Below are 26,950 nucleotides of genomic sequence, written 5' to 3' on the forward strand. Positions count from 1 at the left end.
ACGTTAACTTATTAAAGTACTATCGATTCCCGAATAACGCGTTCAAGCGCCTGTTTTTTCAACATACCGAAAAAAATCGTCACCTGAGCGCCGTACCGAATCGGTGGGGTGAAAAATCACGCAGACAATTGCGCCGTTTAAATGCAATAATCAGCATAATTTCAGTCAACAACAATACCAGTCACTGGTTTGCGCAAGGCGAAGGACTCTCTTTTATGAAGCTTAAGAACACACTCCTGGCATCCGCACTCCTGTCTGCCACCGCTCTGTCGGCACAGGCAGCCACAGAATTAACGCCGGAGCAAGCAGCAGCGCTGAAGCCCTACGACCGTGTGGTCGTCACCGGTCGTTTTAATGCCATTGGCGATGCGGTCAACGCCGTTTCCCGCCGTGCAGATAAAATGGGCGCAGCGTCTTTTTACATTCAGGATACGTCAGATGCCAATAACAGCGGCAACTGGCGCGTGGTCGCCGACGTTTATAAAGAAAATGCCCCCCAGGCCGACAAGCCGCAAAACCGCGTCATTAACGGCGTGATGGAACTCCCAAAAGATCAGGCCGTTGCGCTGGAGCCGTTTGATACCGTCACCATTCAGGGATTCTTCCGCAGTCAGCCTGAAGTGAATGACGCCATTACCAAAGCGGCAAAACAAAAAGGCGCAGCGTCGTTTTATATCGTTCGTCAGGTCGATGCTAACCAGGGTGGCAACCAGCGTATTACCGCTTTCATCTATAAGGCCGATGCCAAAAAACGCGTTTTGCAAAGCCCGGATGCCATCCCTGCTGATTCCGACGCCGGACGTGCCGCGCTGGCAAAAGGCGGCGAAGAAGCCAAAAAAGTTGAGATCCCGGGCGTAGCCACCAGCGCCGCGCCAAGCGCGGAAATTGGCCGCTTCTTTGAAACCCAGTCATCAAAAGGTGGGCGTTACACTGTCACGTTACCGGACGGTACCAAAGTTGAAGAGGTGAATAAAATTACCGCGGCGCAAATGGTGCCTTTCGATAGCGTTAAGTTCACCGGCAACTACGGCAACATGACTGAAGTGTCCTATCAGGTGGCAAAACGCGCGGCTAAAAAAGGCGCGAAATACTACCACATCACTCGTCAGTGGCAGGAACGCGGTGGCAACGTGACCATCAGTGCCGATTTGTACAAATAATTCTGACGGTATCGCGTCGGGCCTGAAACAGGCCCGACTTTCAGACCCATCCTCTTACCCTCTGCTTTTTTGACAATATCCTCACTATTCCTTCTTTCCAATATTGCATCTCAGTAACACACTTCGTACAATCCCGCGCCTCAGAGCGATCCACCATCTTTATGCGATTTTGTAAAATAAATATTCGCTTGTGCCCTATTTTTGCCACAGGATACCAATGGAAAAGAAACTTGGCCTGAGTGCCTTAACCGCACTTGTTTTGAGCTCCATGCTGGGAGCAGGCGTATTTAGCCTGCCGCAAAATATGGCTCAGGTTGCCAGCCCGCTGGCATTGATCATCGGCTGGGCCATCACGGGTGTCGGGATCCTGCTGCTGGCCTTTGCGATGTTATTGCTGACGCGCCTGCGGCCCGACCTCGATGGCGGCATTTTCACCTACGCCCGCGAAGGTTTTGGCGAGCTGATCGGCTTTTGTTCCGCCTGGGGTTACTGGCTGTGTGCGGTGATCGCTAACGTCTCATACCTGGTGATCGTGTTTTCCGCCCTCAGCTTCTTTACCGATACGCCTGAGCTGCGTTTATTTGGCGACGGGAATACCTGGCAGGCGATTGCAGGCTCATCAGTACTATTATGGGTGGTACATGCCCTGGTCCTGCGCGGTGTGCAGACCGCTGCCGGAATAAATCTTGTTGCCACGCTCGCTAAATTGCTGCCACTGGGGCTCTTTATCGTGCTCGCGGGGTTAGCCTTTAGCCTTGATACCTTTACCCTGGATTTCAGCGGCGTAAATTTAGCGATGCCGGTTTGGGAGCAGGTCAAAGGCACAATGCTCATTACGCTGTGGGTATTTATCGGTGTTGAGGGCGCGGTAGTGGTCTCCGCGCGGGCGCAGAATAAGCGTGACGTAGGCCGCGCGACACTGCTGGCCGTTGTCGCCGCGCTGGGTGTTTATCTACTGGTCACGATGCTGTCGCTTGGCGTGGTTGCCCGCCCTGAACTGGCGAAAATGCGTAATCCCTCCATGGCCGGGCTGATGGTCAATATGATGGGATCGTGGGGCGAAGTGATCATTGCCACCGGGTTAATTATTTCGGTCTGCGGCGCTTACCTTAGCTGGACCATCATGGCGGCCGAAGTCCCGTTGGTGGCGGCGACCTATAAATCCTTCCCGCGTATTTTTGCCAGACAAAATAAAAATAACGCCCCGGCGGCGTCGCTGTGGCTGACTAATATCAGCGTGCAGGTTTGCTTATTGCTGATCTGGCTGACGCACTCCGATTACAACACGCTGTTGAACATTGCCTCAGAAATGATCCTCGTACCCTACTTTCTGGTCGGCGCGTTTCTGGTGAAAGTGGCTGCCCGTCCGCTTCACCGCGCGACAGGTATCGGAGCCTGTATTTATGGCTTATGGCTATTGTATGCCTCTGGTCCCATGCATTTATTGCTGTCGGTGATACTGTACGCACCAGGCTTACTTGTGTTTATCTACGCTCGCCGCACGCATCAGCATGACAGCACATTAAGAACCGGCGAACGGGTATTGATCGTATGATTACTGGTGGCTGCGGTTCCTGCGACATGGATACTCGTGGGGTAAAGGCGCACCCCATCGCCGATCCTTTTGGTCAATAGTGTGATGAAGATGCCCACTGCGTTAGTGGAATCGGCTCCAGCCCAGAATAAGCAGCCAGGCACTCAGGCTCCAGCAGAGTACGGCGGCGCTCAGCGCCAGCGGAAGGCGCATGATACCGGTGAAATACCACAGCGACAGCAGATAAATAAAGTAGGGAATAATCGACCACATCCCAAACACGATAGTGGTTCGCAGCGCTTCAATACCCCGCTCACTGGCGACGATATAGTGCGCGATAAGGGCAAAGGTCGGAAACAGAGGGATTAGTCCGGCGATATAATAATTCTTCGTTTTTGACAGCACGCTAATCAGCACAACGACCAGCGCCCCCAGCGTTGCTTTGAGCAGAAGCCCCATTCCTTTGCCTTTAACAGATGAATAACAATTACCGCAGCATAACGGAAGTGACTCTGTTTATGAACGATTAATGGAAGCTTTTGCTCAGGCGGTGTATGTTGGCTTTTTTTGTGCCGTATCAATTATATGAATAAGATTGTTTTTGTCGAAGACGATCCTGAGGTTGGCGCGCTTATCGCCGCCTGGCTTGGGAAGCATGATTTTGCTGTCGTCATAGAGCCACGCGGCGATCGCGCGGAAGAGACCGTGATGCGGGAAGCCCCCGATCTTGTGCTGCTGGACATTATGTTGCCAGGCAAGGACGGAATGACCATTTGCCGCGATCTGCGCAAGCAGTGGCAGGGGCCGATTGTCCTGCTGACCTCACTCGACAGCGATATGAATCATATTCTCTCTCTTGAGCTGGGGGCGAATGACTACATTCTTAAAACCACGCCACCCGCCGTATTACTGGCCCGCCTGCGTTTACATCTCCGTCAGCATATGGCCCCCTCTTCTGATCCGGCCATCGCCGCATTGACGCCGCATAAAGCTATTCGTTTTGGCTCGCTGGCAATCGACCCGGTTAATCGCCAGGTACTCTTAGGCAGCGATAACATCGCCCTCTCCACCGCCGATTTCGATCTCCTGTGGGAACTGGCTACCCACGCCGGACAGATTATGGATCGCGATGCGCTGTTGAAAAACCTGCGCGGTGTCAGCTATGACGGTATGGATCGCAGCGTTGATGTAGCCATCTCTCGCCTGCGTAAAAAATTGCAGGACAACGCCACCGAACCTTATCGAATTAAGACCGTGCGCAATAAAGGCTACTTATTTGCCCCTCACGCCTGGGACAATTGATAACTCGCAGACCGGATAAAATACCGCCATGAAGAAACTGTTTGTGCAGTTTTACCTCCTGCTGTTTGTCTGCTTTCTGGTGATGACGATGCTGGTAGGACTGGTCTATAAATTCACCGCCGAGCGTGCCGGGCGTCAGTCGCTGGACGATCTGATGAAAAGCTCGCTCTATTTAATGCGCAGCGAACTGCGTGAAATTCCGCCGCACGCGTGGAATAAAACCCTCAAGCGGCTGGATCTGAACTTATCGTTTGATTTACGCATCGAACCGCTCAGCAAATTTACTCTCGCGGCCAGCGATATGCAGCACCTGCGCGCCGGAGATATTGTCGCGCTGGACGATCAGTACACGTTTGTTCAACGTATTCCGCGTAGCCACTACGTGCTGGCCGTCGGGCCAGTGCCCTATCTCTATTTTATGCACCAGATGCGGCTTCTCGATGTGGCGCTGATGGCGTTTATCGGCATCTCGCTGGCCTTCCCGGTGTTCATCTGGATGCGCCCGCACTGGCAGGATATGCTGCGGCTGGAGTCGGCGGCCCAGCGTTTTGGCGAAGGACATCTGGCCGAGCGCATTCATTTCGACAGTATGTCCAGCTTCGAGCGGCTCGGCGTGGCGTTTAACCAGATGGCGGATAATATCAATGCGTTGATTGCCAGCAAAAAACAACTGATTGACGGCATAGCCCATGAACTGCGCACGCCGCTGGTCCGCCTGCGCTACCGGCTTGAGATGAGCGAAGGTCTGGCGCCGGAAGAGTTGCAGGCGCTGAATCGCGATATTGAACAGCTTGAGGCGCTGATTGAAGAACTGTTAACTTACGCCCGCCTCGATCGTCCACAAACGGCCCTCACCCTGACGACGCCGGATTTACCCGCCTGGATTGCGGCGCATGTTGATGATGTGCAATCGGTTAACCCACAGCGGCAGATTATTGCTGGCAACATCTCTCCCGGTGACTACGGCGCAGTGGATATGCGTCTGATAGAGCGGGTGCTGGACAATCTGCTGAATAACGCGCTGCGCTACAGTAAGCAGCAGATTGTGGTCAGTCTGACGTTAACGGGCAACCGTGCCTGCCTGACGGTTGACGATGATGGCTGCGGCATTGCGGAGCATGAACGGCAGCGCGTCTTTGAGCCTTTTGTTCGCCTCGATCCCAGCCGTGACCGGGCGACCGGCGGCTGTGGCCTTGGGCTCGCCATTGTCTCCTCCATCGCTCAGGCGATGGCTGGGGATGTCGCCTGCGAGATCGGTCCCGCCGGAGGCGCACGTTTTCGTTTTAGCTGGCCGCTATGGCATAACATCGCCCTGCCAACCTCTGCCTGAAAAAGTTGCACTGGAGCCAGAGCTTGCGTACAGTAAAACACTACAAGTATGTTGTAACTAATGAGAGGTATCCATGGCCAGTTATGATGTTGTTGAGCGGTTAACCTCTACCTTCCGTGAGCTGGAGCATGAACTGGCTGAACTGCGCCAGGATCTTGAAAACTGTCGGCTGCTGGCGGCACGCGTGTTTGAGCTACCGGAGATCAAAAAACAAGATGAGCATTCGCCGCTTAACCGGATCCGGGTGATCCAGCACGTGGGCAAAGCAGCATTCGCCCAGGCGCTCGGCCATTTTGGCCACTTGTTCATCCAGCAGCAGTCTGAAGTTCGCAGCAGTAAAGCGGCGGTACGCCTCCCCGGCGTGCTTTGTTTTCAGGTAACGCCTGCGCAGCAGGAGGCGCTGCACACCCGCGTCAGTCATATAAACGCGCTCAAAACGGCGTTTGAGAATATCGTCACCGTAGAATCTGGTCTGCCGTCCACAGCACGTTTTGAATGGGTGCATCGCTACCTGCCGGGGCTTATCACTCTCAACGCTTATCGCACGGTAACGCTACTTGACGATCCGGGTACGCTGCGCTTTGGCTGGGCCAATAAGCACATTATTAAAAATTTGACGCGTAATGAGGTACTGGAACAACTGGAGAAAAGCCTCAGGTCGCCGCGGGCGGTAGCGCCCTGGACCCGTGAACAGTGGCAGGCCCGGCTGGAACGGGAGCATCAGCATGTAGCCGCCCTGCCTGAACGGGCGAAACTGAAAATTAAGCGGCCGGTAAAAGTGCAGCCTATCGCCCGCGTGTGGTATCCCGGTCAGCAGAAACAGGTTCAGTACGCCTGCCCCGGCCCCATTATTGCGCTGATCTCCGGCACGGGCGGCGTCAGCGTGCCGGATATTGGTGAACTACTGGATTATGACGCTGAAAACGTACAGCACCGTTATAAGCCGGAGGCGCAGTCGTTGACGCCAATTATTCCCCGACTGCACCTGTACGTGGCTAACGAGTAGCGGGCATGCTACCGACCATGTCTTGCGGTCGCACCCAGCGCTCAAACTCCTCTTCAGTCAGATAGCCAAGCTTAAGGGCGGATTCTTTCAGCGTCAGCCCTTCCTTGTGCGCCTTTTTGGCAATTTCCGCCGCCTTGTCGTAGCCGATATGCGTGTTCAGCGCGGTGACTAACATCAGCGAGTCGTTAAGCAACTGCGAGATGCGCTCGCGATTTGGCTCAATACCGGTGGCACAGTGCTCGTTAAAACTCTCGATACCGTCCGCCAGCAGGCGCACTGATTGCAGGAAGTTATGGATCACCAGCGGGCGATAGACGTTGAGTTCAAAGTTGCCCGATGCGCCCCCAAGGTTGATGGCCACATCATTGCCGAGCACCTGACAGCACAGCATGGTCATCGCTTCGCACTGCGTCGGGTTGACCTTGCCGGGCATGATTGATGAGCCCGGCTCGTTTTCCGGAATGGACAGCTCGCCGATCCCACAACGTGGGCCGGACGCCAGCCAGCGCACATCGTTGGCAATTTTCATCATCGACGCTGCCAGCCCCTTAAGCGCGCCGTGCGAATGCACCAGCGCATCACAGGTCGCCAGCGCTTCAAATTTATTCGGTGCGGTAACAAAGTCCTGCCCGGTTAGCGACGCCAGCTCTTGTGCCACCCGCTGCGCGTATTCCGGATGTGTATTCAGCCCGGTGCCCACGGCGGTGCCGCCCAATGCCAGTTCACTCAGGTGCGGCAGGCTGTGTTCAAGATGGCGAAGATTATGCTCAAGCATTGCCACCCAGCCGGAAATTTCCTGACCGAGGGTGAGCGGTGTCGCGTCCTGCAAGTGGGTGCGGCCAATTTTGACGATATCGCGGAAGGACGCTGATTTCTCCGCGAAGGTGCTCTTCAGTACATTAAGCTGCGGGATCAGATCTTCCTTGATGGCAATAATGGCCGCCACGTGCATGGCTGTCGGGAAAACATCGTTGGAGCTTTGGCTCTTGTTAACGTCGTCATTAGGATGGACTTTACGCTCCATGCCTCTCACGCCACCCAGCAATTCGCTGGCGCGGTTCGCCAGCACCTCATTCATATTCATGTTGCTCTGGGTGCCGGAGCCGGTCTGCCAGATAGCCAGCGGGAACTCCTGTGGATGCTTTCCGGCAAGGACTTCATCGGCGGCGTTAATGATAGCAGTGGCTTTCTCGGCGGGCAGCAGCCCTAAATCCTGATTCACTTTCGCGGCGGCGCGTTTGGTCAGCGCCAGCGCACGGATCAGCGAGACCGGCATTTTTTCGGTGGAAATACGAAAATGCTCCAGCGATCGCTGGGTCTGAGCTCCCCACAGTTTGTCTGCCGGGACCTCAATAGCCCCCATCGAATCTTTCTCACTGCGATGCGTTGTCATGACTGGCTCCTTGAATAAATGATGGAAGGGTCGACATTGCTCATCTGCAACAGAGATGAAGTATCAGCTATTTTTGGCAACTCGCTTAATGCTTCGTGCGCTTAACTGAAAGCGCAAAGGTGGTTTCCCGGCAGCGCATCTGCCGGGATCGTTATGGTTAACGCTATTTCACGCAGCGCGCGCATTGTCCGCTGTTAATCTGCTGGAAAAAGTCGTTACCTTTATCATCAACCAGAATAAAGGCCGGAAAATTCTCGACTTCAATTTTCCAGATGGCTTCCATTCCCAGTTCCGGATATTCGACGCATTCAAGATGCTTAATGCTGCTCTGCGCGAGAACCGCCGCCGGACCGCCGATGCTGCCAAGATAAAACCCACCGTGCTGATGACAGGCATCGGTCACCTGCTGGCTGCGGTTGCCCTTCGCCAGCATAATCATGCTGCCGCCGTTAGCCTGAAGCTGATCGACATAAGAGTCCATCCGTCCGGCGGTCGTCGGGCCAAGCGATCCCGACGCATACCCCTCCGGCGTTTTCGCCGGGCCCGCGTAATAAATTGGGTGATCTTTAACGTACTGCGGCAAGCCCTCGCCGCGATCCAGACGCTCTTTGAGCTTCGCATGCGCAATATCGCGGGCAACAATAATCGTCCCCGTGAGCGACAGGCGAGTAGAAACCGGATATTGCGAGAGCTGGCCGAGAATATCGCTCATCGGGCGATTGAGATCGACATGGATCACGTCGCCCTCACCGGCCTGACGCAGCGCTTCGGGAATGTAACGCGCCGGGTTATTTTCCAGCCGCTCAAGCCAGATACCGTGACGGTTAATTTTCGCTTTAATATTACGGTCCGCAGAGCAGGAAACGCCCATCCCCACCGGACATGACGCCCCGTGACGCGGCAGGCGGATCACCCGAATATCATGGGCAAAATACTTACCGCCAAATTGCGCGCCGAGACCGAGATTTTGCGCCTCCACCAGCAACTCCTGCTCCAGTTGCACATCGCGGAACGCCTGACCCAGCTCGTTCCCTTCGTGGGGTAGCCCGTCGTAGTATTTGGTTGACGCCAGCTTGACCGTTTTTAGCGTCGCTTCGGCTGAAGTGCCACCAATGACGAAAGCAATATGGTACGGCGGACAGGCGGCGGTGCCGAGGGTACGCATTTTGTCGACCAGATAATTTTTCAGTTTGCCGGGCGCCAGCAGGGCTTTGGTTTCCTGATACAGATAGGTTTTATTTGCCGAGCCGCCGCCCTTAGCGATGCAGAGAAATTTGTATTCATCGCCGTCGACGCTGTACAGGTCAATCTGCGCAGGCAGGTTGGTGCCGGTGTTGACCTCGGTATACATATCCAGCGCCGCGTTTTGCGAATAACGCAGGTTATCTTCGATATAGGTGTTATACACTCCGCGTGCCAGCGCCGCTTCATCGCCGCCACCGGTCCATACGCGCTGTCCTTTTTTACCCATAATGATGGCCGTGCCGGTATCCTGACAGGTCGGCAGAATACCTTTGGCGGCGATTTCCGAGTTGCGCAGGAATTGCAGTGCGACGTATTTGTCGTTTTCGCTGGCATCCGCATCGTTCAGAATATCGGCGACCTGCTGCTGATGAGCCGGGCGCAGCATAAAGGAAGCATCGTGGAAGGCGTGCTGGGTCAAAAGCGTCAGCGCCTGCGGATCGACGTTGAGTATTTCTTGCCCGGCGAAGTGGTCAACAGACACATAATCACTACTGAGGAGATAGTATTCGGTTTCGTCCTTTGCCAGGGGGAAAGGATCCTGATAACGGAAGGGTTTGTTCGACATTTTGCTCTCACTGATGACGTAATCTGGTTATTTGTAGAGGCAGATATTCCATTTGCCCTGTTCAACGCGAGTTCGCTTATCCTACACAACTTTTTAACAAAAACTGAGAGTAATACGACTTTTTAGAGCCACGCGTTACTTCTGCACGGTTTATTGGTTTAATACCGGGATTAACTCCATTAAATACAGGGCTTGATAATGCAAAAACTCATCAACTCAGTGCAAAACTATGCCTGGGGAAGTCATTCTGCGTTAACGGATCTCTACGGTATCGCCAATCCGCAAAACCTGCCGATGGCAGAGTTGTGGATGGGCGCACATCCGAAGAGCAGCTCAAAAGTGCAGGACGCCAGCGGAAATGAACGCTCGCTGCGCGAGATCATCGACGCTGATAAAGCGTCTCTTCTCGGCGAAAGCGTTGCTGCCCGTTTTGGCGAGCTGCCGTTTTTGTTCAAGGTGCTTTGCGCCGCACAGCCGCTCTCGATTCAGGTACATCCCAACAAAAAAGCGTCTGAAGAAGGCTTTGCCAGAGAGAATGCCGCCGGGATCCCGCTGGATGCCGCCGAACGTAATTACAAAGATCCCAACCATAAACCCGAACTGGTTTTCGCCCTTACGCCGTTCCTGGCGATGAATGCGTTCCGCGAGTTTTCAGAAATTGTCTCTCTGCTGCAACCTGTCGCCGGCGCACATACCGCTATCGCGCATTTTTTGCAGCAGCCGGATGACGATCGCCTTAAGCAGCTTTTCGCCAGCCTGCTGGCACTGGAAGGCGAAGAAAAAAGCCGGGCGCTGGCTATCCTCAAATCGGCGATCGAGACTCAGGAAGGTGAGCCGTGGCAGACCATTCGTCTGATTGCGGAGTTTTACCCGGATGACAGCGGCCTTTTCTCACCGCTACTGCTGAATGTGGTGAAGCTCAATCCTGGCGAGGCGATGTTTCTGTTTGCTAAGACACCGCATGCCTACCTGCAGGGCGTGGCGCTGGAAGTCATGGCGAACTCAGATAACGTCCTGCGCGCGGGTCTGACGCCAAAATATATCGATATTCCTGAACTGGTTGCTAACGTTAAGTTCGTGGCTAAACCCGCGGCAGAACTACTGACCCAGCCGGTGAAAAATGGTCACCAGCTCGATTTCCCCATTCCGGTCGATGACTTCGCCTTTTCGCTGCACGATCTGTCGAACCAGGAAAACCAGATTACTCAGCACAGTGCTGCAATTCTGTTTTGCGTTGAAGGCGAAGCGGTGCTGCGTAAAGATGAGCAGCAACTGGTCCTTAAGCCCGGCGAGTCGGCGTTTATCAGCAATGCTGAATCAACCGTCGCCGTCAGCGGAACGGGGCGTCTGGCGCGTGTCTATAACAAGCTCAAGTAAGTTGCTGAACTTTTTTGAGAAGTCTTGCTACGCTTAAAGGTAGCCTTGCATGCTTATCGGGCGGGATGTTCCGCCCGTTTTTATTTTAGGGATAAACACTATGAAAAAAACTGTGGTTGCTGCCGGAATTATCGTTGCCCTGGGTGTCGTCTGGACGGCGGGTGCCTGGTATACCGGAAAGCAGTTCGAAAACCGGATTGCGACGGTCGTTCAGCAGGCCAATGAACAGCTCAAACGTACTGCGCCGGAGGCGAACGTAGAGCTGAGTTACGCTAACTATCAGCGCGGCCTGTTTACCAGTCATCTGGATCTGGTGATTAAACCTGTCAACGGAGCAACGAGTCCGTGGCTGAAGAACGGTCAAAGCGTAGTGTTTAATGAACGCGTTGATCATGGCCCGTTCCCGCTGGCCCAGTTGAAGAAATTCAACCTTATCCCGTCCATGGCGTCCGTTAAGACGACGCTTGCCAATAATGAAGCGTCTAAACCGATTTATGATATTGCTAAAGGCGAGACGCCTTTCGAAGCCAATACCCGTATTGGTTATTCCGGCGATAGCCATTCGGATATCAGCCTGAAACCGCTGAACTATGATAAAGACGGTGAGAAAGTGGCGTTCAGCGGCGGTGATTTCCAGCTTGATGCCGACCGTGAAGGCAATGTTTTCTCTCTTACCGGCGATGCTGAAAGCGGTATGGTCGATGCGGTGAATGAATATAACCAGCGCGTGCAGATGACCTTCAATAAGCTGAAAACCGAAGGTGAAAGCAAGCTCACCTCGTTTGATGAGCGTATTGGTAATCAGAAACTGAGCGTCGAAAAACTTGCTATTTCGGTTGAGGGCAAAGAGCTGGCGGTGCTGGACGGCATGAATATCGTCGGCAAATCCGAACTGGGTAAAGACGGTAAAACCATTGATTCCCAGATTGATTACACCCTTGACAGCCTGAAGCTCCAGAATCAGGACATGGGTAACGGCAAACTGACGTTGAAGATCGGTCAGATCGACGGTCAGGCATGGCATCAATTTAGCCAGCAGTACAATGCACAATCCCGCGCGCTGATGGCACAGCCTGAAGTGGTACAGAACCCGCAGCTTTATCAGCAGAAAATGACCGAGGCGTTCTTCGGCGCGCTGCCGCTGCTGCTGAAGGGTGAGCCGGTGATCACCATCGCCCCGCTGAGCTGGAAAAACAGCAAGGGCGAAACCACGTTTAACCTTTCGTTATTCCTTAAAGATCCGGGTCAGGCCACCGAGCCTGCTCAGACGCTGGAGCAGGAAGTGGATCGCAGCGTGAAGTCGCTGGATACGAAACTGGTGATCCCAACCGACATGGCGACCGAGTTTATGACGCAGATCGCTCGTCTGGAGGGGTATCAGAATGAGGAAGCGGCGAAACTGGCTAACCAGCAGGTGAAAGGCCTGGCGGCGATGGGCCAGATGTTCCGCATCACCACCATGGAAGACAACAACATTACCACCCGCCTGCAATACAGCAATGGCCAGGTGACATTGAACGGACAGAAAATGCCGCTGACCGATTTTGTGGGCATGTTCGGCATGCCGGATCTGGGTATTCCTGCGCCGCAGTCGGTTAACCCGGCAACACCTGCGGAGCCTGCGACCCCGGCGGTTCCGGCGATCCCCGCCACGCCTGCCGATCCGGCAGCCCCCGTGACGCTAACGCCACCCGCTGCCCCCGCGCCACAACAGTAACGTTTTAGCCCCTCTCCGGAGGGGCTAAAATTGTTGACGAACGTTATACCGTGGAATGATGCCTGGCGGCGCTTCGCTTGCACAGGCCTTCGGGTTATGCATAACTTATTGATATTGATGACTTTCACAGGCAGGTCAAGGCGAAGCCGCCACCCGGCAAAATAGCGCAAACACTGACAACATGTTGTTAACCTCAGCCCTTCAATCCGGACAAATTTTTACCTGCCAGCCTCGGCGACATAATCTGATTGCGCAGCGTCGTCGTCCCCTGGGTAATACGCTGCAAAATACGATCGGCCAGGCTCTCTCCCATTTCTCTTGCCGGGGTAATCACCCAGCTAATCGGAATATCGTCCAGCGCGTGTTCCGGTACGTCAGCAAAGGCCGCCAGCGCCACCTGCTGCTCAAAATAACGCTCGATGCCGCTCTCATCACTGTGTTTCCCGGCGCGAAGCAGACCAAACCATGCCCCCATCGCCACAACGCTGTTATCACACAGGATGGCGCTAATGGTCGGATTTTGCCGCAGCAATACTCCTACCGCTTCTGCGGCCTGTTTTTGACTGGCTTCGCACTCCACCACCCACTCGCTGTGAAACGGTAAACCAAACTTAAGCAACGTCGCACAGTAGCCGCCGACGCGTTCGGCGCGGGTCAGGGAGGCGCTTTGTCCGCCGAGCCAGGCAATACGCTGATGACCTCGCTGGATCAACTGCCCGGTGATGATTTGTGCCGCCTGCATATTATCCGGGCGAATGAGATCCACTTCATCCAGATAGCTGGCGCGCGAGGCAAACACCAGCGGAATACCCGCCTCGTCCGCTGCCTGGCGCAGATCGGTTCCACGTGCCAGCGGACCGGCAATGATAATCCCGTCCACGCCCTGAGAAATGAGCATCTCCAGGCGTTGCAGCATCCATTCACCGTCGTTGCCGCTCTGAGTCAGGAACACCATTCGCCCCTGTGACTCAAGTCTGGCAGTGATCCCGGCGGTCAGTTCGGCATAAAACGGTGCACAAATATCGCTGACAATCAGTCCTATGACCCCGCTGTGCCCGCCTCTGAGCGACGCAGCCTGGCGGTTGCGAACGAAGCCCAGATGCTCAATTGCCTGATTAACGCGTTCACCGGTCGCAGACGATATACGTCCCTTTCCGCTCAAGACCAACGAGACCGTGCTGACGGAAACGCCTGCCGCCTGCGCAACATCGTTGATCGTAATTTTTTTTGCGCTTGCCATCTGATTGTCCGTTTCTTTTAGGCTGACAGGTAAAACGTTTTATCCATCATTCTGTCAACAGAACACTATCTTAACCTCATAATGTGATGGAAATCCCACTAAAATGAGGTAAAACGATTTATCTTGCCGCTACGTTTTGATTATAACATTGACAAGGAGTCATGAATGAATCCAAAAGCACCAGCAAAAGTCACGCTGTGGGAGTTTTTCCAGCAGCTCGGCAAAACCTTTATGTTGCCCGTGGCGCTACTCTCTTTCTGTGGGATCATGATGGGAATTGGCAGTTCCCTGAGCAGTCACGATGTCACCACCCTCCTTCCATGGCTCGATACCCCTTTTCTGCAGGCTATTTTTGGCTGGATGAGTAAAGTTGGTTCATTCGCTTTCAGCTTTCTGCCGGTAATGTTCTGTATTGCCATCCCCCTGGGGCTGGCGCGTGATAATAAAGGCGTGGCGGCATTTGCCGGTTTTGTCGGTTACGCAGTGATGAACCTTGCCGTTAACTTCTGGCTAACCGCAAAAGGTATTTTACCGACGACGGATGCCGCGATTTTAAAAGCCAATAACATCCAGACCATTCTGGGCATTCAATCCATTGATACCGGGATCCTCGGGGCGGTGATTGCCGGGATCATTGTCTGGGTATTGCACGAACGTTTTCACACCATCCGTCTGCCGGACGCCCTGGCCTTCTTTGGCGGCACACGCTTTGTGCCGATCACTACCGCTGTAGTGCTGGGTCTGGTCGGCCTGGCGATCCCGCTTATCTGGCCAGTATTTGCCATGGGCATTAATGCGCTGGGCTACGCCATTAACAGCGCGGGCGATTTTGGCCCGATGATTTTTGGTACTGGCGAACGCCTGCTGCTGCCTTTTGGTTTACATCACATTCTGGTGGCGCTAATCCGCTTTACCGAAGCTGGCGGCACCCTGGATGTCTGTGGTCACAGCGTAAGCGGCGCACTCACCATTTTTCAGGCGCAGTTAGGCTGTAGTGAAACCCATGGCTTCGCTGAGAGCGCCACTCGCTTCCTGTCTCAGGGTAAAATGCCGTCTTTCCTCGGCGGTCTGCCGGGAGCGGCGCTGGCGATGTATCACTGCGCGCGCCCGGAAAACCGGCCTAAAATTAAAGGGTTACTTATTTCCGGCGTGGTCGCCTGCGTGGTCGGCGGCACGACTGAGCCGCTGGAGTTCCTGTTCCTGTTTGTGGCACCGGTACTCTACGTGATCCATGCCCTGCTCACCGGGCTGGGCTTCACCATCATGGCGGTGCTCGGCGTGACCATCGGTAATACCGACGGTAATATCATCGACTTCGTGGTCTTTGGTATGCTGCACGGGCTGGCTACCCGCTGGTATATGGTGCCGGTAGTCGCGGCAATCTGGTTTGTGGCCTATTACGCCATCTTCCGCTTTGCGATTGTACGCTTTAATATCAAAACGCCTGGACGTGAAGTTGATACCACCAGCCCGCTGGAAAAAGCCGTCGCTGGCGTCACGGGTAAATCCGGCTATAACGTTCCTGCCATCCTTGCTGCGCTGGGCGGTGCAGAAAACATCATCTCGCTGGATAACTGTATTACCCGCCTGCGTCTGTCGGTGCAGGATATGAGTAAAGTTGACAGTGCGGCGTTAAAAAACCTGCGCGCGATTGGGGTGGTGCAGCTTAACCAGCACAATCTTCAGGTCGTCATTGGTCCTCAGGTGCAGTCGGTCAAAGATGAAATGGCGACGCTGATGAATACGGTTCAGGTCTGAAATACATTTTCCCCCTGTACTTTGAAGGGGGAAAATCAGCCTTCGATTTAACGATAAGGACGCTGACATGTTTGACTTTTCAACCCCGGTAGACAGACACGGCACCTGGTGTACGCAATGGGATTACGTCGCCGACCGCTTCGGCGCAGCCGATCTGCTGCCTTTTACCATTTCCGATATGGATTTCGCCACTGCGCCCTGCATTCTTGACGCGCTTCGCCAACGACTGGAGCACGGCGTGCTGGGTTACAGCCGCTGGAAAAATGACGACTTTTTAGCGGCTATCGCGCACTGGTACGCCACCCGGTTTACCAGTCGGATCGATACGCAGCAGGTAGTGTATGGCCCTTCCGTGATTTACATGGTGGCTGAGATGATCCGCCAGTGGTCCGCCCCCGGCGACGGCGTGGTGGTCCATACTCCCGCCTACGATGCGTTCTACAAGACCATTGAGAGTAATCAGCGCCGCGTGGTGGCGGTTCCGCTGCGCAAAGAGCATAACGACTGGCAGTGTGATTTCGCCCGGCTTGAACAGGCGCTGGCACAACCGCAGAACACCATTATGCTGCTGTGCAGTCCGCAGAATCCCAGCGGAAAAGTCTGGACGCGCGAAGAACTGACCACCATGGCGCAGCTGTGTGAGAAACACAACGTGGCGGTGATCAGCGATGAAATCCACATGGATATGATTTGGGGAGCGCATCGGCACATCCCGTGGTGTGAGGTGGCGCGCAGCCGCTGGGCGCTGTTAACGTCCGCGTCCAAAAGCTTTAATATCCCGGCACTGACCGGCGCGTATGGCCTGATTGGTGATGCGCCCTCACGCGAGGCTTACCTGAACGCGCTAAAAAATCGCGATGCGCTCTCTTCTCCGTCAGTGCCTGCACTGGTAGCGCACATCGCCGCCTATCAACAGGGCGCGCCCTGGCTGGATGCCTTACGCGACTATTTACAGGGTAATTTACGCTATATTGCCGATGCGCTGAACGGTGCATTTCCCGAGCTTAACTGGCAGCCGCCGCACTCTACCTATCTTGCCTGGATCGATCTGAGCCCGCTGGGCGTGGATCAGCACGCGCTGCAAAAAACGCTGATCGAGCAGCAAAAAGTGGCCATCATGCCAGGCTATACCTATGGTACGGAGGGCAATGATTTTATACGCCTCAACGCGGGCTGTCCGCGCAGCAAGCTGGAACAAGGAGTAGAACGTCTCATTGCCGGGATCCGCTCGTTACGATAATGTTTTTTGCGCAAGAGAGAAATCTGTTGCGCAAAATAGCTTTTTTCGCGGATTTGTTTTTATAATGGATCGCACTTTACTTAAAAAAAGAGTGCGATCATGATTGATACAACCCTCCCATTGACCGATATTCACCGCCATCTGGATGGCAACATTCGCGCCCAAACGATCCTTGACCTCGGTCGCCAGTACAATCTTACCCTGCCCGCCGAAACGCTTGCTGCGCTTATTCCGCATGTGCAGGTCACGCGTAATGAGCCAGACCTGGTCAGTTTTCTGGCAAAACTCGACTGGGGGGTAAAAGTCCTTGCCTCGCTGGAGGCCTGCCGTCGTGTGGCATATGAAAATATGGAGGATGCGGCCCGCAACGGCCTGCACTATGTCGAATTGCGTTTCTCTCCCGGCTATATGGCGATGGAACACAATCTGCCCGTGGAAGGTGTGGTTGAAGCCGTGATTGCAGGCGTTCGTGAAGGCAGCCGTGATTTTGGCGTTGAGGCCCGGCTGATTGGTATTATGAGCCGCACCTTTGGCGAAGCGGCGTGTCAGCAGGAGCTTGACGCATTGCTGGCGCATCGCGACGGTATTACGGCACTGGACCTGGCGGGAGACGAACTGGGCTTTCCAGGGTCGTTATTCCTGAGTCATTTTAATCGCGCACGCGATGCAGGCTGGCATATTACCGTCCACGCCGGAGAAGCTGCGGGTCCGGAAAGCATCTGGCAGGCGATACGCGAACTGGGCGCTGAGCGCATCGGTCACGGGGTTAAAGCGGTTGAAGATCCGGCGCTCATGGAGTTCTTGCGTGAGCAGCGGATCGGCATTGAATCCTGTCTGACCTCCAACATTCAGACCAGTACCGTGGCGAGCCTCGCTCACCATCCCCTGAAAACGTTCCTCGAACAGGGCATGCTGGCAACGCTCAATACTGACGATCCGGCGGTGCAAGGGGTGGATATCATTCATGAGTATACCGTGGCAGCCCCAGCCGCCGGCCTGAGCCAACAGCAAATCCGCCAGGCACAAATTAACGGACTGGAAATTGCCTTTTTAACGCCGCAGGAAAAGACTGCATTGATTCAACGCGTGGCACAGCGCTGATAAACATCCCGCTCATCATCTGGATGAGCGGGAAATGGTTATGCCAGATTCAACGTGGCACGTTGTTTCGAGGATTCGATCCCGCGTTCAATCAGCTCCATAATCTGAATGGCCTGGCTTGCGGGAACCGGATTCTCACCGTGACCGTTCAGCGCATCACGGATAGCGGCATAGTAAGCCGGGTAGTTACCCGGACTGGTCAGCAGCGGCGCTTCTTCAACACGATCTTCTCCCACTGCCTGCGTCAGTACGCCGTCACGCATATCATAGCCCCAGTCTTCCTGCGGCAGACGCTCCCCGTTTTTCAACCGCTCTTCCTGCGGATCGAGACCGTACTTGATGTAACTGCCGCGCGAACCGTGGATGATAAACCGTGCGGTCTCCGCAGCGGCCAGCAGCGTACCGTGCAGCACCACGCGCCGCTGCGGGTAACTGAGGATGGCATGAAAATAATCTGTGGACTGGGCACCCGGGCGAAGCTGCGCTAAATCGACGGTCATACTGACCGGCAATCCAAATAAATTGACGGCTTGATCCAGCAGATGCGGCCCCAGGTCATACCAGATACCGCTGCCCGGTCCACCCTGTTCACGCCAGCGGTTGCGCACCTGCGGACGATAACGATCAAAATGAGATTCAAACCACGCCACTTCGCCCAGCGTACCTTCTGCGAGCAGCGCTTTAACGGTCAGGAAATCACTGTCCCAGCGACGGTTATGAAACACAGACAGCAGACGTCCCAGGCTTTTTGCCAACGTATCCAGCTCCCGCGCTTGTGACAACGTCACGGTGAAAGGCTTATCTACGACCACATGTTTCCCGGCTTCCAGCGCCGCTTTTGCCAGCGGAAAGTGGGTATCATTAGGCGTAGGGATCACAACCAAATCAATAGAGGGATCGTTGAACAGGTGCTTCGGCTCGGAAACAACCTTTACGCCAGGCCAGTCGGCTTTAACTTTAGCTTCATCACTGCTGGAGATAACCGCCAGTTCTAGTCCCGGCGTGCCGTCAATGAGCGGTGCATGAAATGTTTTACTGGCATAACCGTAACCAATTAATCCAACGCGTAAACTGTCACTCATTTTATAGCCCTCTTTTTTACCAGCCTCTATTTCACCCTATCTTTCCTGCCGCCACAACACATTAATAACATCAACCAACCTCCGAATTTTCATCAGAGTTACTGAAAAATAACCTCGCAACACCGTGACATAAATTAAATAAGGTCAGTGACTTGCTGACCTCATACCTGCCAGCTAGCATTTACCGACATTTTCAATTAGGTTTATAAAGAATGTCCTCTTCTTTTTCACGCATCCTGCAAATGGCTGGTTGGGCTATTGTCGGCCTCACGGTCCTGTTACTTATCGCCGCCAATCATATCGACCGCTACGAACCACCTCAGACCGATACTCCGGCGCTGCATAAATAAACTCGCCGTGGAAAGTGATCCGGCTCGCAATGCTGCAACCGGTTTCTGAAACCGGTTGCATACCGTTAACGACTGTTCTTACACTGTTGTTTTTTGCGAACAGGAGATAAGCATGGCTGCTTTTCCGAACAATTTTCTGTGGGGCGCGGCGACGGCGGCGTACCAGGTTGAAGGTGCACATGATAAAGACGGCAAAGGCCCGTCTATCTGGGACATCTTTTCACATCAACCCGGTACAACCTACCAGAATACCAATGGTGATATTGCGGTTGATCACTACCATCGTTTTCGCGAGGATGTGGCGTTAATGGCGGAGATGGGGCTGCAAAGCTACCGTTTTTCCGTATCCTGGCCGCGCCTGCTGCCTGACGGGCGTGGCGAAATTAATGAAGCCGGGGTGAAATTCTACAGCGATCTGATCGATGAACTACTGGCGCATAATATCGAGCCTATGCTGACGCTTTACCACTGGGATCTTCCTCAGGCCCTGCAGGATGAGGGCGGCTGGGAATCCCGCGCCACGGCGGAGGCCTTTGTTGAATATGCGCGTCTGTGTTACGAGCGCTTTGGCGACAGAGTTAAGCTGTGGGCCACGTTCAATGAAACGATAGTATTTATCGGCCATGGCTACATCACCGGCAGTCATCCCCCTTCCGTTAACGATCCCGCCCGCGCAATTCAGGCCTGTCACCACGTTTTTATTGCTCACGCTATGGCGGTGCGTGCTTTTCGCGAAAGCGGCATTAGTGGTGAAATCGGCTTCGTTAATGTCCTTCAGCCGCATACTCCATTAACGCAAAGCCCTGAAGACATTGCCGCCACCGAATTGGCCGATGCCATTCATACGCACTGGTTTTACGATCCAATCCTTAAAGGCGCTTATCCCGACGAACTGCTTCGGCAGACCCGGCAGCTGTGGGGCGTACCACAATGCGCCCCTGACGATATGGCGCTACTGCGTGATAATCGCTGCGATTTTATTGGTCTTAATTATTATCGGCGCGAAACCGTGGCGGCGAATCCGTATGAAACACGTACGCAGGCGAATCACAGCGGTGAACGCCAGAGCGGCGGCGAGTTTGGCTTTAAAGGCCTGTTTAAATTCGTGCGTAATCCTGAAGGTGTTTATACCGACTGGGACTGGGAGATCTGGCCGCAGGGATTAACCGACGGCATTATGATGATAAAAGCACGCTATGGCGATATTCCGATTTATATTACCGAAAATGGTTTGGGCGCAAAAGACCCTGTCGTTGACGGTGAGGTGGTCGATGATCCGCGTATTGACTATCTGCGTATGCATATTGATGCCCTGGAAAAGGCCATCAAAGCAGGTGCCGACGTTCGCGGTTATTATCCGTGGTCTTTTATCGATTTGTTGAGCTGGTTAAACGGTTATAAAAAGCAGTATGGCTTTGTTTATGTCGATCATAACCAGAATTTAGCACGTAAACGCAAAAAGAGTTACTACTGGTATCAGAACGTGATTGCCAGCCGCGGCGAACAGCGTTAATCTTCTCTTAGCAGGTGCCTTTCGGCACCTGCTATGTCTGATGGATATGCTTTACATCCCTTTTAAGTAAATCAGAAATTATTCGTGTCCTTGCCTTTACCTTGTATTTTTTAAATACTGTCAGCGGCATTCAGCCAGGGAAAGCGTTGCTTCCAGGATGGGTGGTAAGCGGAGTACGGGTAAAAGCACGAGCAATGATGCATATCCTGATGTGATAAGTCTAAATTCATATAATTATTCTCATTATAAATGGACCCATTTAATATGACCGTTCAGGACTATTTATTAAAATTTCGTAAAATCAGTTCCCTTGAAAGCCTGGAAAAATTGTTTGACCATCTCAACTATAACCTGACCGATGAGACCGAAATCATCAATATGTACAGGGCTGCCGACCACCGTCGTGCTGAACTGGTGTCAGGCGGTAAATTGTTCGATATTGGCCAGGTTCCGAAGACCGTCTGGCGTTACGTGCAATAAAGTCTGTAAATAGTAGCGCCAGTTGTTTTATACTTCCCGCCCGGTCGTAGACCTCTTATCTGGCGCTAATTTCTGGAGTGGGCATGTCTGTAAAATCCGGTGAACGTATTGGCGGCTGGCTGCTGGCACCCTTAGCCTGGCTGTTGCTGGCCTTATTGAGCACGTCGCTGTCGTTGTTGATTTATGCGGGCGCGCTACTGACACCAGATATGCTGTCTTCGCTGAAGACGCAAAGCAGTAGCTATGTCGCCCTGTGGGCTATCTCCTGCGCGTTCGCCGCTGCCATGTGGTATTATACGCTGTGGTTAACCATTGCCTTTTTTAAACGGCGTAAAGCGGTGCCGAAGCACTATATTGTCTGGCTGCTCATCTCCGTCGTGCTGGCGATCAAAGCCTTTGCTTTTTCACCGGTTTCCGACGCGCTGGCAATCAGGCAACTGCTGTTTCCTCTTCTTGCGGCTGCGCTACTGGCCCCCTATTTCAGACGATCGCAGCGGGTTAAAAGCACTTTCGTCAATCTGTAATAACCCTACAGTTATCCTGTTGTCGCATGGTCTGGTTTGACCGATAATAGACGGCTTTTTTTGTTTCAGGTCGAATAATGACTGACTATTTATTACTCTTTGTTGGAACAGTCCTGGTAAACAACTTCGTCCTGGTGAAGTTTCTGGGCCTGTGCCCCTTTATGGGGGTCTCTAAAAAGCTGGAAACAGCGATGGGTATGGGTCTGGCCACCACGTTTGTGATGACGCTGGCGTCTGTCTGCGCGTGGCTGATTGATAACTGGATCCTCATTCCACTGAATTTAGTCTATTTACGCACTCTGGCCTTTATCCTGGTCATTGCCGTGGTTGTGCAGTTTACCGAGATGGTGGTGCGCAAAACCAGTCCGGCGCTGTATCGCCTGCTGGGCATATTTCTGCCGCTGATCACCACTAACTGTGCGGTACTCGGCGTAGCCCTGTTGAATATTAACCTCGGGCATAACTTTCTTCAGTCAGCGCTGTACGGCTTTTCGGCCGCGGCGGGTTTCTCACTGGTAATGGTTCTGTTCGCCGCCATCCGTGAGCGTCTAGCGGTGGCCGACGTACCCGCGCCGTTTCGTGGTAACGCCATCGCTCTGATTACCGCAGGGCTGATGTCACTGGCCTTCATGGGCTTTAGCGGTCTGGTGAAACTGTGATGACGGCAATCTGGATAGCCATAGCGGCACTCGGCATTCTCGGGCTGATTTTTGGCATTATATTGGGCTACGCCTCCCGCCGCTTTGCGGTCGAGGAAGATCCGATTGTTGAAAAAATTGATGCCATTTTACCGCAAAGCCAGTGCGGACAGTGTGGCTTTCCCGGCTGTCGCCCCTACGCTGAAGCGGTAGGCCGCAACGGTGAGAACATTAATAAATGTGCGCCCGGTGGCGAAGCGGTGATGCTAAAAATAGCCACCTTGCTTAACGTTGATCCTCAGCCGATAGAAGGCGATGCCCAAACGCTTGAGCCGGTTCGAATGCTGGCAGTTATCGATGAAGAGAATTGCATTGGCTGTACTAAATGCATTCAGGCCTGCCCGGTAGATGCCATTATTGGGGCAACCCGTGCAATGCATACCGTGATGAACGACCTGTGTACCGGCTGTAATCTGTGTGTGGATCCCTGCCCGACGCGGTGTATTACCCTGCAACCGGCAGCCACCACCACTGAAAACTGGAAATGGGATTTACAGACCATCCCCGTCCGTATCATTCCTGTGGAACACCATGTTTAAACTATTTTCTGCCTTCAGAAAGGACAAGATCTGGGATTTCAACGGCGGCATCCATCCGCCGGAAATGAAAACGCAGTCCAGCCTGACGCCGCTGCGGCACGTGCCGCTGGCGCAGCGCTTTGTTATTCCACTGAAGCAGCACATTGGTGCTGAGGGTGAGCTGTGCGTAAAGGCAGGCGATTATGTCCTGCGTGGCCAGCCGTTGACCCGTGGCTGGGGACGCATGCTGCCTGTACATGCGCCCACGTCTGGTGTGGTGACGGCGATTGCCCCCCACTCTACCGCGCACCCTTCCGCGCTGGCTGAATTAAGCGTCATAATCGACGCCGACGGCGAAGACCGCTGGATAGAGCGTGACGGCTGGCAAGACTATCACCATAAAAGTCGTGATGAACTGATTGAGCGTATTCATCAATACGGCGTGGCGGGTTTAGGCGGTGCTGGTTTCCCTACCGGCAGCAAACTGCGCGGCGGCGGCGATAAAATCGAAACGCTGATCGTTAATGCGGCCGAGTGCGAACCGTATATTACCGCTGACGATCGGCTGATGCAGGAGTGCGCCGCCCAGATCATCGACGGCGTGCGTATCCTCGCGCATATTTTACAACCCCGGCAGGTGCTGATCGGCATTGAAGATAACAAGCCGCAGGCAATTTCTATGCTGCGTGCGGTGCTGGCAGATGCGCACGATATTTCTCTGCGGGTGGTTCCAACCAAATACCCGTCCGGGGGAGCTAAGCAGCTTACGCAACTCCTGACCGGCAAGCAGGTGCCGCACGGCGGACGTTCATCAGATATTGGCGTGTTAATGCAAAACGTCGGTACTGCCTATGCAATTAAGCGGGCGGTTATCGACGGCGAGCCACTGACAGAGCGTGTGGTCACGTTGACCGGAGAAGCCGTTGCCAGGCCGGGTAATGTCTGGGCGCGACTGGGTACCCCAGTGCGTCATTTACTGGAATTCGCTGGCTTTTGCCCATCTTCCGACCAGATGGTCATTATGGGGGGGCCCCTGATGGGCTTTACCCTGCCGTGGCTGGATGTACCGGTGGTTAAAATTACCAACTGCCTGCTGGCTCCCTCCATCAGTGAAATGGGTGAGCAGCAGGAAGAAAAAGGCTGCATCCGCTGTAGCGCCTGCGCCGATGCCTGTCCTGCCGATCTTCTGCCGCAACAGTTGTACTGGTTCAGTAAAGGTCAGCAGCATGATAAGGCTACGGCGCATAATCTTCAGGATTGTATTGAATGCGGTGCCTGTGCCTGGGTTTGCCCCAGTAATATCCCGCTGGTGCAGTATTTCCGTCAGGAAAAAGCCGAAATTTACGCTATCAGCCTTGAGGACAAACGGGCGGCTGATGCAAAAGCTCGCTTTGAAGCGCGTCAGGCGCGCCTTGAGCGCGAAAAAGCCGCGCGTCAGGAGCGTCATAAGCGCTCGGCCATACAGCCTGCCGCGCAGGATCAGGATGCGATTCAGGCGGCTATTGCCAGGGTACGGGAAAAACAGCAGGCAGCAGGTCAACCGGTCGTCGTCCAGGCTGGAGAAACGCCGGATAACCGCGAGATAATTGCCGCACGTGAGGCCCGCAAAGCGCAGGCTCGCGCGCACAAAGCGGAAAAAATTCAGCAGACGGATAACGCTTCAGAGGCTTCCGATCCGCGCAAAGCCGCCGTCGAAGCGGCGATTGCCCGCGCGAAGGCCCGTAAAGCAGAACAGCAGACGCAAAGTGACGCGGTTTCGGAGCCTGTCGATCCGCGCAAAGCCGCCGTCGAAGCGGCGATTGCCCGCGCGAAGGCCCGTAAAGCAGAACAGCAGACGCAAAGTGACGCGGTTTCTGAACCGGTCGACCCGCGTAAAGCTGCCGTCGAAGCGGCGATTGCCCGCGCGAAGGCCCGTAAAGCAGAGCAGCAGATGCAAAGTGACACGGTTTCTGAACCGGTCGACCCGCGCAAAGCTGCCGTCGAAGCGGCGATTGCCCGCGCGAAGGCCCGCAAGCTTCAGCAGCAGGCCAGTGACCCCGCGCCCGGGGACGATCCGCGTAAAGCAGCGGTCGCAGCCGCAATTGCCCGCGTTCAGGCACGAAAATCAGCACAGCAGGCCGTTAACGAGGATTAAATGGTTTTCAGAATTGCAAGTTCTCCCTATACCCATAATCAGCGCCAGACATCCCGTATTATGATGCTGGTGCTGCTGGCAACCCTGCCGGGTATCGCCACGCAGCTTTGTTTTTTTGGCTGGGGAACGTTAATACAGCTGATCCTCGCCAGTGTGTCAGCCTGGGGCGCAGAAGCCATCGTACTTAAATTGCGTAAGCAATCTGTCGGCAGCATTCTGACTGATAATTCGGCGTGGCTGACCGGCGTGTTACTGGCTATCAGCATCCCCCCGCTTGCGCCATGGTGGATGGTGGTACTGGGCACCGTTTTTGCGATCATCATCGCTAAACAGCTTTATGGTGGCCTCGGACATAACCCGTTTAACCCGGCAATGATTGGTTATGTGGTTCTGCTGATTTCCTTTCCGGTCCAGATGACGTCATGGTTACCGCCGCAGGACATCGCTGCCAGAACACCTGATATTGTTGAGGTGCTGCAGATCATTTTTAGCGGCCATACGGCTACGGGTACTGACATGAATGCCCTGCGTCTTGGCATCGACGGTATCAGCCAGGCGACGCCGCTGGATACCTTTAAAACCTCGCTGCACGCCGGACGCGACGTGACGCAGATTATGCAGTCCACGATTTATCAGGGCGCGTTTGCGGGCGTTGGCTGGCAGTGGGTCAATCTGGCATTTCTGGCCGGTGGTCTGTTTTTACTGTGGCAAAAAGCGATCCGCTGGCATATCCCGCTGAGCTTTATTGTAAGCCTTGCCGTGTGCTCTACGCTCGGCTGGCTCTTTGCCCCCGACCATCTGGCGTCACCGTCCATTCACCTGCTCTCAGGTGCGACGATGTTAGGGGCCTTCTTTATTTTAACCGACCCGGTTACCGCCTCCACAACCAATCGCGGCAGGCTGATTTTTGGTGCGCTGGCGGGGCTTCTCGTCTGGCTTATCCGCAGTTTCGGTGGTTATCCTGACGGTGTGGCGTTTGCGGTACTGCTGGCAAATATTACCGTACCGCTGATCGATTACTACACGCGTCCCCGCGTTTACGGTCATCGCTGAGGAAAGAACATGCTGAAGACTATGCGTAAACATGGCGTCACGCTGGCACTTTTCGCCGTCGGCACAACGGGGCTAACGGCGGCCATCGATCAGGTGACAAAAAATACCATCGCGCAGCAGGCAGCTGGCCAGCAGAAAGCGCTTTTCGACCAGGTACTTCCCGCAGAACGCTATAACAACGATTTGCAAAAAAGTTGTTATCTGGTGAGTGCGCCAGCGCTGGGTAAAGGGCAACACCGGGTCTATATTGCAATGATGAATGAGTCCCCGGTTGCTGCCGTTCTGGAGACCACGGCTCCTGACGGATATTCCGGCGCCATACAGTTACTGGTCGGCGCAGATTTTCACGGTACCGTATTCGGTTCACGCGTTATTCAACATCATGAGACACCCGGTCTGGGGGATAAGATTGAATTGCGTCTCTCCGACTGGATCACGCATTTTGCCGGAAAGAAAATTGATGGTAAGAATGACAGCCGCTGGGCGGTGAAAAAAGACGGCGGTGATTTCGATCAGTTTACCGGCGCGACCATTACCCCGCGCGCGGTGGTGAATGCGGTTAAGCGCACCGGTCTCTATGCTGAAACGCTACCTGCGCAACTCTCTCAACTCTCAGCCTGTGGAGAATAA

General features: G+C 54.2%; 24 protein-coding genes. 19 read left to right on the forward strand and 5 right to left on the reverse strand.

The window, feature by feature from the left end; all coding sequences use genetic code 11:
* Positions 1–215 precede the first annotated feature (215 nt).
* Together ydgH and P0H77_RS11555 are read left to right on the forward strand one after the other, a co-directional pair.
* Positions 216–1,160 (forward strand): DUF1471 family protein YdgH, encoded by a 945-nt coding sequence (ydgH, locus tag P0H77_RS11550; protein WP_276165016.1) that lies wholly within the window; start codon positions 216–218, stop codon positions 1,158–1,160.
* Between the two features lie 217 nt (positions 1,161–1,377).
* On the forward strand, positions 1,378–2,715 hold the full coding sequence (locus P0H77_RS11555) for an amino acid permease (protein ID WP_276165017.1): 1,338 nt from the start codon (positions 1,378–1,380) through the stop codon (positions 2,713–2,715).
* A gap of 102 nt (positions 2,716–2,817) precedes the next feature.
* Here the strand turns inward: P0H77_RS11555 and P0H77_RS11560 are convergent, their stop codons facing one another.
* Entirely contained in the window at positions 2,818–3,153 is a 336-nt protein-coding gene (locus tag P0H77_RS11560; protein ID WP_276165018.1) for a GlpM family protein, read from the reverse strand.
* Positions 3,154–3,279: 126 nt separating this feature from the next.
* Between P0H77_RS11560 and rstA the strand changes: the two genes are divergently transcribed.
* The 3 genes from rstA (at position 3,280) to tus (ending at position 6,332) form a co-directional block, all read left to right on the forward strand.
* Complete coding sequence (rstA, locus tag P0H77_RS11565; RefSeq protein WP_276165019.1) at positions 3,280–3,996, forward strand: two-component system response regulator RstA; 717 nt, start codon at positions 3,280–3,282, stop codon at positions 3,994–3,996.
* Positions 3,997–4,024: 28 nt separating this feature from the next.
* The gene (gene rstB / locus P0H77_RS11570; RefSeq protein ID WP_276165020.1) at positions 4,025–5,326 is read left to right on the forward strand and encodes a two-component system sensor histidine kinase RstB; all 1,302 of its coding nucleotides are present in this window, start codon (positions 4,025–4,027) and stop codon (positions 5,324–5,326) included.
* 73 nt (positions 5,327–5,399) lie between these two features.
* The gene (tus, locus tag P0H77_RS11575) at positions 5,400–6,332 is read left to right on the forward strand and encodes a DNA replication terminus site-binding protein (RefSeq protein WP_276165021.1); all 933 of its coding nucleotides are present in this window, start codon (positions 5,400–5,402) and stop codon (positions 6,330–6,332) included.
* On the opposite strand, the gene fumC is transcribed toward tus, so the two are convergent.
* Both fumC and fumA read right to left on the reverse strand, forming a co-directional pair.
* The gene (fumC, locus tag P0H77_RS11580) at positions 6,322–7,725 is read right to left on the reverse strand and encodes a class II fumarate hydratase (RefSeq protein ID WP_276165022.1); all 1,404 of its coding nucleotides are present in this window, start codon (positions 7,723–7,725) and stop codon (positions 6,322–6,324) included. The genes tus and fumC overlap by 11 nt on opposite strands.
* A gap of 163 nt (positions 7,726–7,888) precedes the next feature.
* Complete coding sequence (gene fumA, locus P0H77_RS11585) at positions 7,889–9,535, reverse strand: class I fumarate hydratase FumA (RefSeq protein ID WP_276165023.1); 1,647 nt, start codon at positions 9,533–9,535, stop codon at positions 7,889–7,891.
* 198 nt (positions 9,536–9,733) lie between these two features.
* On the opposite strand from fumA, the gene manA reads away from it, so the two are divergent.
* Positions 9,734–10,912: a mannose-6-phosphate isomerase gene (gene manA, locus P0H77_RS11590; protein WP_276165024.1), complete on the forward strand. Its 1,179-nt coding sequence runs from the start codon at positions 9,734–9,736 to the stop codon at positions 10,910–10,912.
* 100 nt (positions 10,913–11,012) lie between these two features.
* Positions 11,013–12,629 carry a YdgA family protein gene (locus P0H77_RS11595; protein ID WP_276165025.1) on the forward strand — a complete coding sequence of 539 codons (1,617 nt, stop codon included), beginning with the start codon at positions 11,013–11,015 and terminating at the stop codon, positions 12,627–12,629.
* Positions 12,630–12,822: 193 nt separating this feature from the next.
* Here the strand turns inward: P0H77_RS11595 and P0H77_RS11600 are convergent, their stop codons facing one another.
* Positions 12,823–13,869, reverse strand: coding sequence for a Mal regulon transcriptional regulator MalI (locus P0H77_RS11600; RefSeq protein WP_276165026.1), 1,047 nt, complete (start codon positions 13,867–13,869; stop codon positions 12,823–12,825).
* A 165-nt stretch (positions 13,870–14,034) separates the two neighbouring features.
* Here P0H77_RS11600 and malX point away from each other — a divergent pair, with 165 nt between their 5' ends.
* The 3 genes from malX to add all read left to right on the forward strand — a co-directional run bounded on the left by malX (position 14,035) and on the right by add (position 17,968).
* The gene (gene malX, locus P0H77_RS11605; RefSeq protein ID WP_276165027.1) at positions 14,035–15,627 is read left to right on the forward strand and encodes a maltose/glucose-specific PTS transporter subunit IIBC; all 1,593 of its coding nucleotides are present in this window, start codon (positions 14,035–14,037) and stop codon (positions 15,625–15,627) included.
* 67 nt (positions 15,628–15,694) lie between these two features.
* On the forward strand, positions 15,695–16,867 hold the full coding sequence (locus P0H77_RS11610) for a MalY/PatB family protein (RefSeq protein ID WP_276165028.1): 1,173 nt from the start codon (positions 15,695–15,697) through the stop codon (positions 16,865–16,867).
* A 99-nt stretch (positions 16,868–16,966) separates the two neighbouring features.
* The gene (add, locus tag P0H77_RS11615) at positions 16,967–17,968 is read left to right on the forward strand and encodes an adenosine deaminase (protein WP_276165029.1); all 1,002 of its coding nucleotides are present in this window, start codon (positions 16,967–16,969) and stop codon (positions 17,966–17,968) included.
* Positions 17,969–18,006: 38 nt separating this feature from the next.
* On the opposite strand, the gene P0H77_RS11620 is transcribed toward add, so the two are convergent.
* Complete coding sequence (locus tag P0H77_RS11620; RefSeq protein ID WP_276165030.1) at positions 18,007–19,050, reverse strand: oxidoreductase; 1,044 nt, start codon at positions 19,048–19,050, stop codon at positions 18,007–18,009.
* A gap of 212 nt (positions 19,051–19,262) precedes the next feature.
* Between P0H77_RS11620 and blr the strand changes: the two genes are divergently transcribed.
* The 9 genes from blr to rsxG all read left to right on the forward strand — a co-directional run bounded on the left by blr (position 19,263) and on the right by rsxG (position 26,950).
* On the forward strand, positions 19,263–19,400 hold the full coding sequence (gene blr / locus P0H77_RS11625) for a division septum protein Blr (RefSeq protein WP_276157081.1): 138 nt from the start codon (positions 19,263–19,265) through the stop codon (positions 19,398–19,400).
* A 112-nt stretch (positions 19,401–19,512) separates the two neighbouring features.
* Complete coding sequence (locus P0H77_RS11630; RefSeq protein WP_276157082.1) at positions 19,513–20,913, forward strand: GH1 family beta-glucosidase; 1,401 nt, start codon at positions 19,513–19,515, stop codon at positions 20,911–20,913.
* A 264-nt stretch (positions 20,914–21,177) separates the two neighbouring features.
* Positions 21,178–21,393: a transcription modulator YdgT gene (ydgT, locus tag P0H77_RS11635; RefSeq protein WP_276157083.1), complete on the forward strand. Its 216-nt coding sequence runs from the start codon at positions 21,178–21,180 to the stop codon at positions 21,391–21,393.
* Positions 21,394–21,476: 83 nt separating this feature from the next.
* Positions 21,477–21,917: a DUF2569 domain-containing protein gene (locus P0H77_RS11640; RefSeq protein WP_276157084.1), complete on the forward strand. Its 441-nt coding sequence runs from the start codon at positions 21,477–21,479 to the stop codon at positions 21,915–21,917.
* Positions 21,918–21,994: 77 nt separating this feature from the next.
* Positions 21,995–22,576, forward strand: a complete 582-nt coding sequence (rsxA, locus tag P0H77_RS11645) for an electron transport complex subunit RsxA (RefSeq protein ID WP_276157085.1) — start codon at positions 21,995–21,997, stop codon at positions 22,574–22,576.
* Entirely contained in the window at positions 22,576–23,154 is a 579-nt protein-coding gene (gene rsxB / locus P0H77_RS11650; protein ID WP_276165112.1) for an electron transport complex subunit RsxB, read from the forward strand. Before rsxA ends, rsxB begins: the two co-directional genes overlap by 1 nt.
* A complete protein-coding gene (gene rsxC, locus P0H77_RS11655; protein WP_276157086.1) occupies positions 23,147–25,267 on the forward strand; it encodes an electron transport complex subunit RsxC in 2,121 nt (706 codons plus the stop codon). The genes rsxB and rsxC overlap by 8 nt, the downstream gene beginning before the upstream one ends.
* Positions 25,268–26,320 carry an electron transport complex subunit RsxD gene (gene rsxD / locus P0H77_RS11660; protein WP_276157087.1) on the forward strand — a complete coding sequence of 351 codons (1,053 nt, stop codon included), beginning with the start codon at positions 25,268–25,270 and terminating at the stop codon, positions 26,318–26,320.
* Positions 26,321–26,329: 9 nt separating this feature from the next.
* Positions 26,330–26,950, forward strand: coding sequence for an electron transport complex subunit RsxG (gene rsxG / locus P0H77_RS11665; protein WP_276157088.1), 621 nt, complete (start codon positions 26,330–26,332; stop codon positions 26,948–26,950).

It is taken from the genome of Superficieibacter sp. HKU1 (assembly GCF_029319185.1).
Lineage (GTDB): Bacteria > Pseudomonadota > Gammaproteobacteria > Enterobacterales > Enterobacteriaceae > Superficieibacter.

Bases quoted from the DNA above. Each gene is read 5' to 3' on its own strand.
- rstB (WP_276165020.1), top strand. From the start codon at position 4,025: ATGAAGAAACTGTTTGTGCAGTTTTACCTCCTGCTGTTTGTCTGCTTT.
- ydgH (WP_276165016.1), top strand. From the start codon at position 216: ATGAAGCTTAAGAACACACTCCTGGCATCCGCACTCCTGTCTGCCACC.
- ydgT (WP_276157083.1), top strand. From the start codon at position 21,178: ATGACCGTTCAGGACTATTTATTAAAATTTCGTAAAATCAGTTCCCTT.
- P0H77_RS11640 (WP_276157084.1), top strand. From the start codon at position 21,477: ATGTCTGTAAAATCCGGTGAACGTATTGGCGGCTGGCTGCTGGCACCC.
- rsxA (WP_276157085.1), top strand. From the start codon at position 21,995: ATGACTGACTATTTATTACTCTTTGTTGGAACAGTCCTGGTAAACAAC.
- rsxG (WP_276157088.1), top strand. From the start codon at position 26,330: ATGCTGAAGACTATGCGTAAACATGGCGTCACGCTGGCACTTTTCGCC.
- fumC (WP_276165022.1), bottom strand. From the start codon at position 7,725: ATGACAACGCATCGCAGTGAGAAAGATTCGATGGGGGCTATTGAGGTC.
- fumA (WP_276165023.1), bottom strand. From the start codon at position 9,535: ATGTCGAACAAACCCTTCCGTTATCAGGATCCTTTCCCCCTGGCAAAG.
- rsxD (WP_276157087.1), top strand. From the start codon at position 25,268: ATGGTTTTCAGAATTGCAAGTTCTCCCTATACCCATAATCAGCGCCAG.
- rsxC (WP_276157086.1), top strand. From the start codon at position 23,147: ATGTTTAAACTATTTTCTGCCTTCAGAAAGGACAAGATCTGGGATTTC.
- P0H77_RS11620 (WP_276165030.1), bottom strand. From the start codon at position 19,050: ATGAGTGACAGTTTACGCGTTGGATTAATTGGTTACGGTTATGCCAGT.
- P0H77_RS11560 (WP_276165018.1), bottom strand. From the start codon at position 3,153: ATGGGGCTTCTGCTCAAAGCAACGCTGGGGGCGCTGGTCGTTGTGCTG.
- P0H77_RS11555 (WP_276165017.1), top strand. From the start codon at position 1,378: ATGGAAAAGAAACTTGGCCTGAGTGCCTTAACCGCACTTGTTTTGAGC.
- P0H77_RS11600 (WP_276165026.1), bottom strand. From the start codon at position 13,869: ATGGCAAGCGCAAAAAAAATTACGATCAACGATGTTGCGCAGGCGGCA.
- add (WP_276165029.1), top strand. From the start codon at position 16,967: ATGATTGATACAACCCTCCCATTGACCGATATTCACCGCCATCTGGAT.
- P0H77_RS11595 (WP_276165025.1), top strand. From the start codon at position 11,013: ATGAAAAAAACTGTGGTTGCTGCCGGAATTATCGTTGCCCTGGGTGTC.
- malX (WP_276165027.1), top strand. From the start codon at position 14,035: ATGAATCCAAAAGCACCAGCAAAAGTCACGCTGTGGGAGTTTTTCCAG.
- tus (WP_276165021.1), top strand. From the start codon at position 5,400: ATGGCCAGTTATGATGTTGTTGAGCGGTTAACCTCTACCTTCCGTGAG.
- manA (WP_276165024.1), top strand. From the start codon at position 9,734: ATGCAAAAACTCATCAACTCAGTGCAAAACTATGCCTGGGGAAGTCAT.
- rstA (WP_276165019.1), top strand. From the start codon at position 3,280: ATGAATAAGATTGTTTTTGTCGAAGACGATCCTGAGGTTGGCGCGCTT.
- rsxB (WP_276165112.1), top strand. From the start codon at position 22,576: ATGACGGCAATCTGGATAGCCATAGCGGCACTCGGCATTCTCGGGCTG.
- P0H77_RS11630 (WP_276157082.1), top strand. From the start codon at position 19,513: ATGGCTGCTTTTCCGAACAATTTTCTGTGGGGCGCGGCGACGGCGGCG.
- P0H77_RS11610 (WP_276165028.1), top strand. From the start codon at position 15,695: ATGTTTGACTTTTCAACCCCGGTAGACAGACACGGCACCTGGTGTACG.
- blr (WP_276157081.1), top strand. From the start codon at position 19,263: ATGTCCTCTTCTTTTTCACGCATCCTGCAAATGGCTGGTTGGGCTATT.